Below are 15,009 nucleotides of genomic sequence, written 5' to 3'. Positions count from 1 at the left end.
GACGGCCTTGAGCGGTGTATCAAAATTCCGGCTTATGCAATTTCAAGCCACATGACTTGATAGGGTTGCAGTACCAAATCCTGATTCAGGGAAACGGTTTGACCGCTGATCAAATCGTGCGCTTTAAACGGCATGGCTTGCAGCGTATGCGCACTGATGGTTTGCGGATGTTCGCTGAAGTTGCCGAATGCCAAAAGCGCGTTGTTACGCATATAGCCGATGATGTGTTTATTGTTGGTATTGAAGGTAACCAACTTGCCGCCGTCAAAGCGCGGATTGCTTTGGCGGATGGCAATCATATGGCGCAAACCTTGGAAGATTTGACCGGCAGTGGTCGAGCTGTCATGGCGTTGGTTGTACAACTCCTCATTATAACGAGGACGGTGTGCCCAGCGGCTGTCGTCGCTCTTATTGCTGTCTTGCGACCAGTCGTCGTCATTGAGCGTACCCACTTCGTCGCCTAGGTAAATCAGCGGCAGACCGCCGGTACTCAGGGCGATGCTGTACAAAAGTTTGATGCGGTCAACGGCATACGGGTCATTTTGAGCCAAACCAACCAATGCTGCGGCTGTACCGCTGACACGGCAGTCGCCAGTGTTTGGGTTGTATTGGAAGGGGACGCCGCGCGCGAAGCTGCCGTCGAAATGGTTGACGAAGAAGCGGTTGAGGAATTGTCGGTGGTCGTAGCCGTGGATGCCGAACTGCCATGCGTCCTCATCGGCAAACGTCCAGCCTATGTCGTCATGGCTGCGTACGTAGTTGACCCATGCTGTGTGGTCGGGCAGGTTGTGGCGGTAGGTCAATGCCTGATGGAGCAGGTTGACTTCGCGCGTGGCAAGCGTGTTCCATAACAATGCCATTTGCAGCGGGTTGTAACCGATTTGGCATTCGTCTTGGCTGATGTATTGGACAACTTGGTCGGGGTGGACGATGGCTTCGGATTTGAAGAACACGGCCGGGGCGGCAATACGCATCACAGAGTTAAACGCGCGAATTAAGGCATGGGCTTGCGGCAGGTTTTCGCAGCTTGTGCCCATTTGTTTCCAAATAAAGGCAACGGCGTCCATGCGCAGAATATCAACGCCCAAGTTGGCAAGGAACATCATTTCGCCTGCCATGGCACGGAATACCCATGGGTTGCTGTAATTCAAGTCCCATTGGAAGGAGTTGAACGTCGTCCATACCCAGCGTCCGTCTTCCAGTTGGGAGAAGCCGCCCGGATGTTGGTCGGGGAAGATTTCACGCAGGGTGCGGTCGTATTGGTCGGGCATCCAGCGGTCAGGGAAGATGTAGTAGAAGTTGTCGTAGAGCGGATCACCGGCGGCGCAGCCTTTTGCCCATTCGTGTTCGTTGGAAGTATGGTTAAAGATGAAATCGACGACGGCGGAAATACCTGCTTCGTGCAAGGCGGCAATGACATCGCGCAAGTCGTCTATCGTACCCAAAGCCGGATTGACATCGCGGTAGCTGCTGACCGCATAGCCACCATCGCTTTTGCCTTCGGGACATTTAAACAGGGGCATCAGGTGCAGATAGGTCAAGCCCAATTCTTGGAAATAAGGGATTTTGGCTTTCAAACCTTGCAGATTGCCTGCGAACAAATCGACATAGCACACGCCGCCAACCTGTTTGTTGGACAAAATCCAGTCAGGATCGTTTTCGCGCGCAATATCAATATCTTTTAAGGATGAGTTGCGTTGGGAATAGCTTTGCCATGCTTGAGCAATCAGTTGCTCCAGCATGGGGAGAACGGCTTCGTTGTTGTTGTAAACATTGTCCAGCTCGTGCATCAGTTTTGGGAAGTGTTCTTCAAGTCGCCTGTCAAACTGTTTCCAGTCTTCAGATGTCTCGATGCTTGCACGCTGTTCGGGGGTATAAATCGATAGGGTGCGTTCTTTAAGGTGATGCAAGGTCAAATCAACCTGTTGAGTCTGGGTCAACATGATGCCTACTCCGAAGTTAAGGTGAAATTGTTTTGAAGCTTGGTTTCACTTCTTTTGCAAATCCATGCCGATTGTGGGCGGCTAAGACTGTAATTTTGCGTCAAGAAATTGTCACAATAATACTGGAAGTGCTTGAGTGTGCATAGGGTTTTCAAGGTTGGGAACGATGATTTTTCAAGTGTTTGATTTTGATTAAAAGTAGGATTGAGCATATGGAAAGTGGCCTTTTGACGAACTTATCTTTCAGACGGCCTGAGTCTTGTGAAAAAACTTTTATTTTTATTATCTTAGACATATTTTTATGCTAAGTATGGCCGTCTGAAACATATGTATAGCATAAGAGGTTGCTTATTTTGTTTAAAAACGTGTCATAGCGATTAAATTCATGACTTCTGATGTAAATCAAGATTCTATAAAGAGGCAGTTATTGTGTTTTGAAGAGAGAGTGAATGGTTGCATTTCATTTATTAAAAAATGAATCCTTTAGTTTTCTTATTGATAGTAGTTATTATGTAGATTATCAATTTAATAAGGGAAAGGTGTTTGTCTGGTTTGTCATGCTTTTTTAATATTATTTTTTAAAATTAGACTTGACCCATTACAAGCAATTACTTAAAGTATCCATCTTATTTTTACACAAGAAAATGGGTTATCCCGTTCCAAAAAAATGAGCGCAATCAAACCACCACAAATCACCGTATTCGACAGCAAGCCAACCGATGCTTATTTCTTCGGTACTTGCGTTCTCGACCTTTTCATGCCCGAAGCAGGCATGGATGCCATTACCTTAATCGAACAACAGGGCATCCGTATCCATTATCCGATGGAGCAAAGCTGCTGCGGCCAACCTGCCTATTCGTCCGGCCATCCGAAAGAAGCTTTTGATGTGGCCAAAGCCCAATTGGATTTATTCCCGGAAAATTGGCCGATTGTCGTACCGTCCGGTTCTTGCGGCGGCATGATGAAACACCACTGGCCGACTTTGTTCAAAGGCACCGAGTACGAACAAAAAGCCATTGATTGCGCCAACCGTATCATTGAATTTACCCACTTCCTGCTGGCCATCGGCTACAAACCTGAAGATAAAGGCGAGCCGGTTAAAGTGGCCGTTCATACTTCTTGCGCGGCGCGTCGTGAGATGAATGTCCATTTGTCAGGCTGGCAGCTGATTGACGGCATGGAAAATGTTGAGCGTATCGTTCACGACCATGAAAGTGAATGCTGCGGTTTTGGCGGTACATTCTCTGTCAAACAAGCAGATATTTCCGGCGCGATGGTAACCGACAAAGTTGCAGCCCTGAAAGAAACCGGCGCGACTGAAATCATCAGCGCAGACTGCGGCTGCATGATGAATATCGGCGGCAAAATTGCCAAAGACGAACCGAATATGCCACGTCCGAAACACATTGCATCCTTCCTGTTGGAACGCACCGGAGGTAAAGCATGAGCGCGCGCGAAAATATTTTGGCGAAATTGAAAAAAGCCGATGCCTTACCGATGGAAGAGCCGCCGGTTTTCGATTATTACCGTGAAATGGGCGTTTCTTGGGCAAACGATGTCGAACGCTTGAAACATTGGGCGGCTGCCATGCGTGCCGTCAAAACGGAAATCTATTGGGTTACTAAAACCAACTGGCCGCAAGTATTCCGTCAAGCAGCCGAAGGCAAAGGCTTGAAAAACATTCTGTTGCCATTGGAAACAGAACACGGCCAGCTGGCTCGTGCAGCTTTGGCCGATACCGATATCGAACCGCGCGGTTTTGAGCGAAAAATCGACGACTGGAAAAACGAATTCTTTGCCGATATTGAGGCCGGATTTAGCGGCTCTAAATGCGGTATTGCCCGTACCGGTACGATTATGTTGGAGTCCAGTCCTCTGGAGCCGCGCAGTTTGAGTTTGGTACCGCCTGTGCATTTCTGCCTGTTTGACACCAGCAAAATGTACAACGAATTCCATAATGCTGTTGAAGGCGAAAAACTGGTAGAAAAAGGTATGTCTACCAACGTTATTTTGATTTCCGGCCCGTCTAAGACTGCCGATATTCAATTGACTTTGGCCTATGGTGCACACGGCCCGCGCGATTTGGTGGTTTTGGCTGTCCTGCCTGATCATATTTCCCCTGCCGATTTGGAGGAAAAAGCATGAGTTCCCAAACCATTAAATTCCATATGAAGCCGGAAACGTTCAAGCAAAACGCCGCGATTTCTTTGCAAGACAAGCCTCTGCGTAAAAGCTTGCGTACGGCGATGGATATGCTGATGACCAAGCGCAAAGCTGTTTTGACAGATGAAGAAGAGCTGCAAAGCCTGCGTGACCTGTGTGAGCATGTCCGTCAACGTTCGTTGTCCAAATTACCTGCATTATTGGAACAGCTGGAAGAGAACCTGACCAAGCTGGGCGTTAAAGTCCACTGGGCGGAAACACCGGCCGAAGCCTGCCAAATCATTCACAACATCATTACCGATAAAAACGGTAAGCTGATGGTGAAAGGCAAATCTATGGTCAGCGAAGAGATTGAGCTGAACCATTATCTGCAAGACCGGGGCATCAAAGCGGTTGAAAGCGACTTGGGCGAGTTTATCGTACAAATGGCCGGCGAGAAACCAACCCATATCGTGATGCCTGCCATTCACAAGACCAAAGAGCAGGTGAGCGAGCTTTTCCATCAAAACCTCGGTACGCCGTTAACTGACGACGTGGACCAACTGACCGGCTTCGCCCGTAAAGCACTGCGCGATATTTACAGCACTGCCGACGTCGGTTTGAGCGGCGTAAACTTCGCCGTTGCTGAAACAGGCACTTTGTGTCTGGTGGAAAACGAAGGTAACGGCCGCTTGAGTACCACTGTGCCGCCTGTGCATATCGCCATTACCGGTATTGAAAAAGTGGTTGCGAAACTGTCGGATGTGCCGCCTTTGTACAGCCTGTTGCCACGCTCCGCCATCGGTCAGAATATTACCACTTATTTCAATATGATTACCGGTCCTCGCCGTAGCGAAGAACTGGACGGTCCGCAGGAAATGCACTTGGTTCTGCTCGACAACGGCCGTAGCCAAGCGTATGCAGAAGATCAAATGCGCCGTACCTTGCAATGTATCCGTTGCGGTGCGTGCATGAACCACTGTCCGGTTTACACCCGTATCGGTGGCGCGGCATATGGCACAACCTATCCCGGCCCGATTGGCGAGATTATCTCTCCGCATTTGTTGGGCTTGGATGCGACACGCGATCTGCCGACTGCGTGTACCATGTGCGGCGCGTGTGTCGAAGTTTGCCCAGTACGCATTCCGATTACCGAACAAATGCAACGTCTGCGCGTTGAAGCACAACGTTCGCCAACAGAAGCCGTTCCTCATCCTATCCGTGGTCAAGGCGCATCGCATACCTTCGGCGAGCAAATGGCATGGCGAACCTTTAACGGTATTTTCAGCGGCAGTAAGGCTTATCGAGCATTCGGCTGGGCTGCTACCAAATTCCGTGCATTGACGCCAAGTAAGCAGTTAAGCTGGACCAATAACCATGTTCCGATGAAACCTGCCAAGCAAACATTGCATGAGATGGTGGCAGAAAGAAAACGTCAGCAGGAAAAAGCATAAGGCTTGAAAATAAAACCTGGGGGATGAAAGCCTCAGGTTTTATTTTTTATTGAATGGTGTTGAATGACTGATAGTAATTGATTTCATTAGCTTATTTTTATTTCTATTAAGTAAGAGGCCGTCTGAAAATGAGTTTCAGACGGCCTTGTAAATATCAATATTCTACTTTTCTAAATGAACATTCTCATAGCTCAAACTTAATGGAAACGGCATTTCAGACGGCATCGGTACTAATTCGCTATCGCGCAGTTGTGAATCAGCCTCTTTATTGCCTTTATTGTCTGTGCAGATATCAGCGGTTTGGTCACGCTCGCTTAAGGCTTCCAAAATCGCTTTTTTCAGCGGTGCACCAATGGTGAAATCCAAGGCTTTTAAGGCCGGATTCAACACTTTTAAAAATGCCTCACGATTTTTATATAATTTATCGCCCAAGCCATTTAATGCGGTAATAATGGCTTGTTGCTGCGCTGCGCCGATGGCTTCATCAGCTTTAATCTGCGCTTCGTCTTTGAGTTTTTTGCTTGTGGCTAAATTCACAAAGGCGGTTTGTTCCTACAGTTTTTCAATACGTTCTGCGCTGGCTTGGAAATTGAGTCGCAGCGGACGTTCTACCGTGATTTTCAAATAAGCAAAATCTTGGTTGCTAAAAATCTTGCTGTCTTTGGTTTCGGCAAAATTGGCATACAGTTTGGTAATCTCTGCGATATGCTGTTCAGACAATTCGTTGCGCTTATTGCCAAGCGATTTTTGCATTTTTTGGAAATACTGCGTAGCGTTAATCAGCTGCACTTTGCCTTGTCGTTTGGCGCTTTTCTTATTCGATAAAATCCAAATGTAGGTATAAATGCCGGTGTCGTAAAAAATTTGATCCGGCAGCGCGATAACGGCCTCAAGCAGGTCGTTTTCAATTACATAGCGGCGGATATTGCTTTCACCGCTGCCGGCATCGCTGGTAAATAGCGGCGAGCCGTTAAATACCACGGCAATGCGCGAGCCTTGGCCGTCTTTTTCAGGCTGCTTCATTTTGCTCATCATGTGTTGCAAAAAGAGGAGTGAGCCATCGTTGATACGCGGCAGACCAGCCCCGAAACGCCCGTTAAAGCCTTTATCGGCATATTCTTCTTTGACGTAATCTTCTTGGATTTTCCATTCCACACCGAAAGGCGGGTTCGAGTATTTCGGCATGACGGCTCATGATGCCGATGCAGTTGATGAGGACGTCTTGCCCCTCTAATAAACGGCGTGCGGCTGTTTCATTGGGATGAAGAAAGTCGAAGGCGCGGCGGTCAGGCGTGCAAACTTGGTGACCTTGTTCTTTGAGGATTTGAACGGTACGCTTGCCGATAAATCCGCTGCCTCCGAAAATGATGATGTTCATGGTTTTTTCTTTATATTGCTGAGGCCGTCTGAAAACCTTTAAACCGGTTTCATCACCATCAGGAAGTAAATCACGATAGTGGCACAAAAGGCGGGATAGCCCAGCAATTCCCAACGTCTGGCATAACGCCAATAAGGCTCAGGAATGGTGTCTGCATTTTCTTTGTGCGCTTTTTCGGCAATCTTGGCCATGCGGATTTGCAGCCAAACAACGGGCAGCCAGCAAATGCCTGAAAAGATGTATAAAGCCAGCGTCATCCATATCCAATTTTGTTCCAGCATGGTGGAAACAGTATAGCCGCGTTCATACAGCATCCATAAGCCGGACAAGGGTTGGAAAATGACGGCAGGTGTCGTAAACCACCAATCTGCTTTGATGACCCAATGCGATACGACCGACTGTGCGGCGACCGAACCGCTGCGGTTTGCCCAAAAGAGGTAAAACGCTGTACCAAAACCGGTGCCGACCATTAAGGTAGCGGAGATGATGTGCAAGGTTTTAACGATTAAATAGGTGTTCATTTTTTATCTTCTACGGATTGATACAGGAAAAATAAAGTAGCCATAATCGGCAGGTTTTTTACCAAAGGTGCAAACGGATGCGCCCACATTTCAGGCAGCCTGAAGGCAATAATCAGGCTGTATGCCGCGACGGTTATCAATTGCAGCAGCCATATTGCGGAACGGAAGCGAAAGCGGCTGAAACATAAAAAGGCAAAACCGATGTCCAACAGTGAAGCAGCGATTAATGTCGGCCATTGCAAAGGATTAGGAATGCCGGCCGAACGCAGTAAACCCAATGACATTTCAGGCATGAAAAACAGAGGCTGGGTACCACTCCAGAGCCATAGCAGCCCCATCGAGTAAGACAAGTAGGCGGGAGGAGGGCGTTTAATATTGTCGAGCATACCAAATTCCTATTTCATCAGTTAAGCCTGTTCAATCTTTAATTTCTAAAATTTCTGTCAAGAGAGAAATTATAGGGTAAAAAAATTTTGGTTTTACATGCCCATGTAAAACTAACATGAGTATGTTTTCATATTTCTAAATAACATAGGCAGTATTTTTTGAGCAGATGCCCAATGCCATTACCGGAAAAATTTTTGTATTCCTGCACCGACTTTCAAGATTTTTACCATGGTTGAAGTGGATAGCTTCAGCATTTCATTTGCCCATATGGTCAGCGTACTGATGAAATCATGGGTTTGTTGGATTCGCTGCTTGGCGGTTTCATTTTCCTGACTAAATTCAGGGCTGTCGATCAGGCTTTGCAAAAATTGCCGCGTCGGTTCGATTTCGCGCTGCATACGCACTTCAGCAATGGTGCGGAATAAAGTCCAGACATCATCCGAAGTTTCAAAATGATCGCGCCTATCGCCCAAGATATGCACGGTATGCACCAGTCTCAGATTTTGCAGCTCTTTAATACTGTTGCTGACATTGGAGCGCGCCACTCCGAGCGTTTCGGTAATTTCCTCGGCATTCATCGGCCTGCCCAAGATATAGAGCAGGGCATGGATTTGCGCAACGGTACGGTTGACCCCCCATTTGGTGCCCATTTCGCCCCAATGGAGGATAAATTTTTCAGTGGTCGGATTCAGTTTCATAGTGATGGTATTCTATTTTTATCTTTTATTTCTGTCAATACAGAAATAAAGAAATTTTTGGCCGTCTGAAATAAAATGTTCAGACGGCCTTTTGAATCAACCCTTCTTCTATATATCCTCTCAACATCTCTAGACCTTATCAGTCATGATTTCTTATGAGGAAAAGATGTTGTTCGTAAACCGGTATTTTTTGAATAAAAATTTGTCCGTACAATCCGCTGTATCAAATAACGAGGAGTAAATCATGAAAAAAATGCCTGTATTGTTTGTCGGGCATGGCAGCCCGATGAATGTGTTGGACAAAGAAAACCTGTTTAATCAGAATTTCAGCCTAATTACGCAAAGGTTTGCCAAACCAAAAGCTATTTTGATGATTTCAGCGCATTGGTACAGCAGCCGTTTGCAGGTAACCTCAGGCGCGCATCCTAAAATGATTTACGATTTCTACGGCTTTCCAGATGAACTCAGTCAAGTGCAATATCCTGCGCCCGGTTCGCCTGAGTTGGCGGAGCAAGTGAAGTCATTATTACAGCCGGAAAATGTCGAGCTGAACCCAACACGTGGCTTTGATCATGGTGCTTGGGCAGTGTTGAAATTTCTTTATCCCAATGCCGATATTCCTGTGGTGCAACTTAGCCTTAACCGTTTGCAATCGGCAGAATGGCATTTCAATTTGGCGAAAAAGTTAGCTGCTTTACGCGAACAAGGCGTGTTGATTATCGGCAGCGGCAATATTGTGCATAACCTGAGGGCAATAAGCTGGGAACATATTGATCAAATCGGTGCAGGGTATGAATGGGCGTTTGCATTCCAAGAAACGGTCAATCAAGCGATTGCGACACAAGATGATGAAACCTTGGTGCATTATCAGCAACTAGGCGAAAAAGCCGAGCTTTCCGTGCCAACACCGGATCATTACTTGCCCTTGCTGTACATCATGGCATTGCGCGAACCGCAAGATCAGGTTACGTTTTTCAACGACAAGCTGATTGCAGGTTCACTCAGCATGACGTCGGTTTTAGTGGGGTAAAAAGGGAAAAATATAGTAAAAGAAATCATCCTTTATTGGCTTTATCTGTTTCAGACTGCGTTTTATATCTATATAAACCATAACCTATTCAGCAAAGATGAGATTGAGTTTATAATCTTCAAATATAAATAATTCGAGCATAGCAAGCGATTAAAGCTGAATTTTATTTGCAGTTGGGATGATTAGGTGGGAATGGTTTGATTATATTATAGATAAAAGTTATATCTAATAAAGTAGGACTATGGTATATTATTTATGAAATTTTATAATTTTTTTATTACTATGTGTATTCTCTTTTTTCCTTAGTAAGCAAAATTTCTATATTTCAGATTATATTGTTTATGGGGATATCTATAAGCTATCTGAGCTACAGGGTGAGATAGAGGGTAATGAAGTTTTTATTAAATTATTTTTTATTTTGAATAATATTCCTATTTTACTTTTTCTACTCAATAGGAAAATAATTGGATTAATATTCTTAGCTTTATTTTTATATTTTATCCATAAATTAGTAGGATTAGATCTATTTTTTATCATTGTCTTCAGTACAATAAAAGCAGGTAATTATGGATTAATCATTATATTTTTCCTATATGTGATACTTTTGTTAAGCAATATATATTTTTATCTTCGCATACATAAATTGAGATAAGTATGTAGTTTAGAGAAACCCGAATAAGAAAGGCCGTCTGTAAGATATTCAGACGGCCTTTGCTGTTGTCTTATTTTGCGATTCAGTTGCGCTTTCATGGTATGAATATGATAATGAACACATATTCCTGATTTTAGAAAGCTAGTTTCTCATGAAAGATTTTGCCCGCTTGCTCAACCATCCCGATATTTCCTTTTCTCCGATTCCAAATGCTATTAAAGTTGATAATCCTGCAACAGGTGAGACTTTGGCGTTTGTCCGCACGACTCGTTCAGACGGCCTCAAGTTGCTGATTCAAAAGGCGGAGGCCGCACAAAAATTATGGGCGGCAAAAACTGCGTTGGAACGCGCCGATGTGTTGTGGCGTTGGTATTTTTTAATCAAGGAAAACAAAGAAGAACTGGCGCGCATCATGACGATGGAACAGGGCAAAAGCCTGACCGAGGCGCGCGGCGAAATCGATTATGCGGCTTCGTTTGTGCGCTGGTTTGCCGAAGAGGCGCGGCGGATTGACGGCGATGTGCTGACAAGCGTGAAAGCGTCGCAAAAACTGGTCGTGTTGAAACAGCCCGTCGGCGTTACCGCTGCGATTACGCCGTGGAACTTCCCGTCCGCGATGATTGCGCGCAAGGCCGCGCCTGCTTTGGCGGTGGGTTGCGCGATGATAGTCAAACCTGCGTCGCTCACGCCCCTGAGCGCGTATGCGCTGGCGCTACTGGCCTACGAAGCAGGCGTGCCGCAGGATTTGCTTCCCGTCGTCAGTGGCCGCGCTTCTGAAATCAGCCATGAATTTGCCACGAACCTGACCGTGCGCAAAATCAGCTTTACCGGCTCTACCGAAGTCGGTGCGAAAATTTTTGCCGACAGCGCGGCGGACATTAAAAAACTCAGTTTAGAACTGGGCGGCAACGCTCCGTTTATCGTGTTTGATGATGCCGATTTTGACAAAGCCGTCGAAGGCGCGCTGGCCAGCAAGTTCCGCAACAGCGGCCAGACCTGCGTCTGCACCAACCGCGTTTATGCTCAATCCGGCATTTACGAAGAATTTTGCCGTAAATTGAGTGAAAAAGTGGCTGCGCTCAAATTGGGCAACGGCTTGGATGAAGGCGTGAACCAAGGGCCGCTGATTGAGGAAAAAGCGGTAGAGAAAGTTGAGCAGCACATCGCCGACGCACTTTCAAAAGGCGCGGTCTGCCTGACCGGCGGCAAACGCAGCGCGTTGGGCGGAACATTTTTCGAACCGACTGTCTTAAGCGGCGTAACGGCGCAAATGGCGGTGGCGCGCGAAGAAACCTTCGGGCCGTTGTGTCCAGTATTCTGTTTTGAAACCGAAGCCGAAGTCATCGCGACCGCCAACGATACGGAATACGGTTTGGCAGCTTACCTTTTTACCTCCGATACCGCCCGTCAGTGGCGCGTCGGCGAAGCCTTGGAATACGGCATGGTCGGCATCAATACGGGCTTAATCAGTAATGAAGTGGCACCGTTTGGCGGTGTAAAACGCAGCGGTTTGGGACGTGAAGGCAGCAAATACGGTGCGGACGAATATTTGGAATTGAAATATTTGTGTATTGATGTGGCGGAATAAGGCTGTACAGTAAAGGCCGTCTGAAATTCGGTTTTCAGACGGCCTTTTTTAAACGCAGAAAAGGTATTGGATAATTTTCATATTGTGAGAACGAGCTTTATAAAAAAGCAAAACCATAAGAAACAAAGTTGCAAAAATTTTGTCACATGTATATAAAATTATTTTGATAATTTTTTTATGTTTTTAATCTTGCAAGGTGCTTATTTCGAGTTTCTAGCAGTGGTTTTTCTTTGAGTGATGGCAGCGGGAATTTTGGATAATACAACCGTGAGCAAGGAAGGATTGTTTTTTTGCTCACATAGTGTGGCTTATATCGATAGCGTGGGAACTTTATCTAGGCTGTAATTTTTGGGTATGATTTTTATAAAAAAGTGATGTGAATGTTGAAGAAATTTTTAATCTTGTTTTGCGTAGCTTTCAGCGGAGCATGCAGTTCATTTGATGGAGATGGTTTGACAAATGGCTCATATTCTCAAGGAAAACGTCTTGATCCGAATTGTGATCATTTTTATGGAAAAAAAACTAGAAGGTATATTACCTTATGTCCAATTGGATACTATGAAGACAGATTTAATGATGATCATTTCAGAGTTAATACCGGTATAGATAACTCTTGGTCAGAAGTTAGTGGAAATAAGGCAGATGAACTCTATTTTTTAGGATTAGGGGTTGATTTACGACATCCTCACGCCTTGGAGGCAGCACGTGACTTTTTTTATGCCTTCTTTATTGATAAGTTATCTCTTGTCGAGATGGAGCAAAAAATTATAAGGTTTGATATAGAAGAAGGATGGAAGTTTAAACGAAAAAATAGGGGAATGGATGATTAACAATAGAGTTAAATAATAATAAAATTTTTAGTTTGGATACTTTAATCAGTATAATCTGTATCTGATTTTTTTATCATTAGGCTGTTTTTCAATTCTTATTCTATTGATTATAAAAAATATATCGGTATTAGTTCTTTTGAGAAGGTTAGTGTAGATAGTAAGGCAGTATGGACGAATAAATACGAAGCATAGGATAGAATCCACTAAGAAACCGTTTTAGAAGGCTTAAAAATTCAACGTCCCATTCCGTGTCCAAGGTAAATATTACGATCGAGAAAATGGATTACATTGGAACAATACGGACTTTGACAACGAAAGTTTGATTATGAAAAGGCTTAAGGAATATAAACAAAAAAGGCTGTCTGAAACATTTCAGACGGCCTTTTTTGTTTTTGAATATTGTAAGTGATTGTACTACTGAAAGAAACAGATTTTAGAAATTTGAAATGCTTAAATTATAAATTTAACATATACTGAGCTGCCGATTTTACCGATGAAGAAATAGAAGAGGCCGTTGAGAATAAAATAGAGCTCCTTCGTAAATTTGACTTGGGCTATACCTTATTTCATTTCAAAGAAGGAATACCTGTTGTAGAAGGAAATACTTATACCATTGATCAAGTTGCATATATCAGAGATGCAAGCAAAGAAGAGTATGATGCCAGTCCTCATGTAACCATAGTAGGTTGTAATGGGGAAATTATCACCAGCAAAGAAGAAGCCCGCAACAGTTGCGCCGCCAGATAAAAATCTTTATTTTAATCAAGAAAGGATAATTCATGAATGATACCGAAAAGAAACTCATCGCCATCCATTATACCGCCGACCGCACCAAACGCAACAACGAACATGGCTTTACCCTGTTGAAACTGGGCATACGTGGCGCAATCTATTTTAATACCCGCAATGATGTCGCCGATGCCTTAACCGCTCTGATGGATTTCTATTACGAATGGGCGAAAGACAAGCTGACAATAGCTAGGCACGAAAGAGGCCATAGGGATATTAAAAAAGTCAAACTGACCGAAAAATCATATCTGAAAGAACGGGATACAATCTACCGGTGGTTGGACAATCGGGAGGAAAATCTGCCAGAGGTGATGTGGGGAATGCAAAGTGAGCATGCAGATACCAGCGCATCCTATTATTTCGACATTACCTCTATTGCCGCAGGTTTGGTTAATGAAGCCCATATGCCGCTAGGCACCCTACTTTTTAACCTGCCACTGGAAATTTTGTCTTCCCCCAAAGATTTGGCAAAACTGGATGAGTTTGTCGACAAGATTGCAGAGAAGCTGGATGTTTTCCATGGCTATATCGGTCTGGCAGCAATTCCACCTCATAACTATTACGATGGTGCGCCATACGAATACGGGGTGTGTCGCGAGAATTTCGGTCTGATTCCGGTTACAACCGATTATCTGTCAACTTTTTATAGATACAACATACGCAGTATCAGTTGGTACACTCTGGTTGGTAGGGAACTTTACGGACAGCTTCCGGCAGGCAGGATAGAGCCTGTTTTGGCAAATCATCCCGATATTAAGATGCGTGATATAGCAGGTATCAAAGTTTTCAAAATTGGCAATTTGCCTGAAACCGGAGATATCCACGAAGATTTACCCTTGGACTATATTGAGCTAAACCGCGCTTTAGAACCGATACGTGAAAAATACCCCCGTGAAAATATGGGCGGCATTACCCGCGAACAGATGTATTATTGGTCGAGAAGATGGGACGGCTGGGAAGTGGAAGAAGAAAAAGACGGTAAAAAGATCTACACCCAAGCACCGCAGGAAATCATCGGCGTCGAGGAAGAGCCTGTCCCGATTTCGGGCATATGGAAAATTACCAGCTTTAACGGCGAAACCCGTCATTTCAATAAAGGCGAAATCTTCCCCGAAGGAGAGGGTGAGAGAACGCAAAAAGCACTTCTCGGCCCCCAAATGGGTCTGACCATTTGGGAGCTTGTCAAAGGAGACCATGACGAGCCGTTGCGTAGAAAACCTATATGGTAAAGCCAAGCCATAAACAATCTGTCGGCAGGTGGATCTAAAAAAACACCAAAGCAATCCCTGAATAAAGTCTTGGACAAATTACTTATTGAAATAATCGGAGACTTTAACAACAAGGGATTTATTGAGAAAAAGCTGGGGCAATTGATAAAAGGCCGTCTGAAAAACCTTTCAGACGGCCTTTTTTATTCTTGAATTCTGTAAGTGATTGTAGAATTAAGAGAAACTGGAATGAATAGACTACAATACTAGGTATATGAAGTTAACATAATATAAATTAATTTCCTTTTCCCTATTCTTCTACAAATTCCGCTGTTTTGTTCCTATATGTCAAATGAGAATTAATAATACTCTAGAGAGTATGCTCATAG

At 44.7% G+C, this 15,009-nt stretch carries 15 protein-coding genes; 8 read left to right on the top strand and 7 right to left on the bottom strand.

The window, feature by feature from the left end:
• Positions 1 to 32: 32 nt before the first annotated feature.
• Positions 33 to 1,943, bottom strand: coding sequence for an alpha-amylase family protein (locus ACTHUG_RS03070; RefSeq protein WP_049323224.1), 1,911 nt, complete (start codon positions 1,941 to 1,943; stop codon positions 33 to 35).
• A gap of 667 nt (positions 1,944 to 2,610) precedes the next feature.
• Here ACTHUG_RS03070 and ACTHUG_RS03065 point away from each other — a divergent pair.
• From ACTHUG_RS03065 to ACTHUG_RS03055, 3 genes are read left to right on the top strand one after another with little or no spacing between them, the layout of a single operon-like run.
• On the top strand, positions 2,611 to 3,390 hold the full coding sequence (locus ACTHUG_RS03065) for a (Fe-S)-binding protein (protein WP_049323225.1): 780 nt from the start codon (positions 2,611 to 2,613) through the stop codon (positions 3,388 to 3,390).
• Positions 3,387 to 4,088, top strand: coding sequence for a LutC/YkgG family protein (locus ACTHUG_RS03060; RefSeq protein WP_440386410.1), 702 nt, complete (start codon positions 3,387 to 3,389; stop codon positions 4,086 to 4,088). Before ACTHUG_RS03065 ends, ACTHUG_RS03060 begins: the two co-directional genes overlap by 4 nt.
• Complete coding sequence (locus ACTHUG_RS03055) at positions 4,085 to 5,539, top strand: LutB/LldF family L-lactate oxidation iron-sulfur protein (protein ID WP_440386411.1); 1,455 nt, start codon at positions 4,085 to 4,087, stop codon at positions 5,537 to 5,539. Before ACTHUG_RS03060 ends, ACTHUG_RS03055 begins: the two co-directional genes overlap by 4 nt.
• Before the next feature lie 162 nt (positions 5,540 to 5,701).
• Here ACTHUG_RS03055 and ACTHUG_RS03050 read toward each other — a convergent pair whose 3' ends face one another.
• The 6 genes from ACTHUG_RS03050 to ACTHUG_RS03025 all read right to left on the bottom strand — a co-directional run bounded on the left by ACTHUG_RS03050 (position 5,702) and on the right by ACTHUG_RS03025 (position 8,523).
• A complete protein-coding gene (locus tag ACTHUG_RS03050; RefSeq protein ID WP_440386412.1) occupies positions 5,702 to 6,076 on the bottom strand; it encodes a hypothetical protein in 375 nt (124 codons plus the stop codon).
• A 15-nt stretch (positions 6,077 to 6,091) separates the two neighbouring features.
• A complete protein-coding gene (locus tag ACTHUG_RS03045) occupies positions 6,092 to 6,724 on the bottom strand; it encodes an HsdM family class I SAM-dependent methyltransferase (protein WP_440386413.1) in 633 nt (210 codons plus the stop codon).
• Entirely contained in the window at positions 6,645 to 6,917 is a 273-nt protein-coding gene (locus ACTHUG_RS03040) for an NAD-dependent epimerase/dehydratase family protein (RefSeq protein ID WP_440386414.1), read from the bottom strand. The genes ACTHUG_RS03045 and ACTHUG_RS03040 overlap by 80 nt, the downstream gene beginning before the upstream one ends.
• 38 nt (positions 6,918 to 6,955) lie before the next feature.
• Positions 6,956 to 7,438, bottom strand: a complete 483-nt coding sequence (locus tag ACTHUG_RS03035) for a DUF2269 family protein (RefSeq protein ID WP_440386415.1) — start codon at positions 7,436 to 7,438, stop codon at positions 6,956 to 6,958.
• Positions 7,435 to 7,824 (bottom strand): DoxX-like family protein, encoded by a 390-nt coding sequence (locus ACTHUG_RS03030; RefSeq protein ID WP_440386416.1) that lies wholly within the window; start codon positions 7,822 to 7,824, stop codon positions 7,435 to 7,437. The genes ACTHUG_RS03035 and ACTHUG_RS03030 overlap by 4 nt, the downstream gene beginning before the upstream one ends.
• Before the next feature lie 180 nt (positions 7,825 to 8,004).
• Positions 8,005 to 8,523: a GbsR/MarR family transcriptional regulator gene (locus tag ACTHUG_RS03025; RefSeq protein ID WP_308904528.1), complete on the bottom strand. Its 519-nt coding sequence runs from the start codon at positions 8,521 to 8,523 to the stop codon at positions 8,005 to 8,007.
• A 244-nt stretch (positions 8,524 to 8,767) separates the two neighbouring features.
• Here ACTHUG_RS03025 and ygiD point away from each other — a divergent pair, with 244 nt between their 5' ends.
• The 5 genes from ygiD to ACTHUG_RS03000 all read left to right on the top strand — a co-directional run bounded on the left by ygiD (position 8,768) and on the right by ACTHUG_RS03000 (position 14,641).
• Positions 8,768 to 9,553 carry a 4,5-DOPA dioxygenase extradiol gene (gene ygiD / locus ACTHUG_RS03020; protein ID WP_440386417.1) on the top strand — a complete coding sequence of 262 codons (786 nt, stop codon included), beginning with the start codon at positions 8,768 to 8,770 and terminating at the stop codon, positions 9,551 to 9,553.
• A gap of 803 nt (positions 9,554 to 10,356) precedes the next feature.
• Positions 10,357 to 11,793, top strand: coding sequence for an NAD-dependent succinate-semialdehyde dehydrogenase (locus tag ACTHUG_RS03015; protein ID WP_440386418.1), 1,437 nt, complete (start codon positions 10,357 to 10,359; stop codon positions 11,791 to 11,793).
• Positions 11,794 to 12,173: 380 nt separating this feature from the next.
• A complete protein-coding gene (locus ACTHUG_RS03010; RefSeq protein ID WP_440386419.1) occupies positions 12,174 to 12,623 on the top strand; it encodes a hypothetical protein in 450 nt (149 codons plus the stop codon).
• Between the two features lie 549 nt (positions 12,624 to 13,172).
• Positions 13,173 to 13,370, top strand: coding sequence for a hypothetical protein (locus ACTHUG_RS03005; RefSeq protein ID WP_440386806.1), 198 nt, complete (start codon positions 13,173 to 13,175; stop codon positions 13,368 to 13,370).
• A gap of 32 nt (positions 13,371 to 13,402) precedes the next feature.
• Positions 13,403 to 14,641 carry a type VI immunity family protein gene (locus ACTHUG_RS03000; protein WP_440386805.1) on the top strand — a complete coding sequence of 413 codons (1,239 nt, stop codon included), beginning with the start codon at positions 13,403 to 13,405 and terminating at the stop codon, positions 14,639 to 14,641.
• Positions 14,642 to 15,009 lie beyond the last annotated feature (368 nt).

It is taken from the genome of Neisseria sp. P0022.S009 (genome assembly GCF_051956675.1).
GTDB lineage: Bacteria > Pseudomonadota > Gammaproteobacteria > Burkholderiales > Neisseriaceae > Neisseria.
Note: the sequence above shows the minus strand (reverse complement) of the source record. Positions and strands in the feature narration are given on the sequence as shown.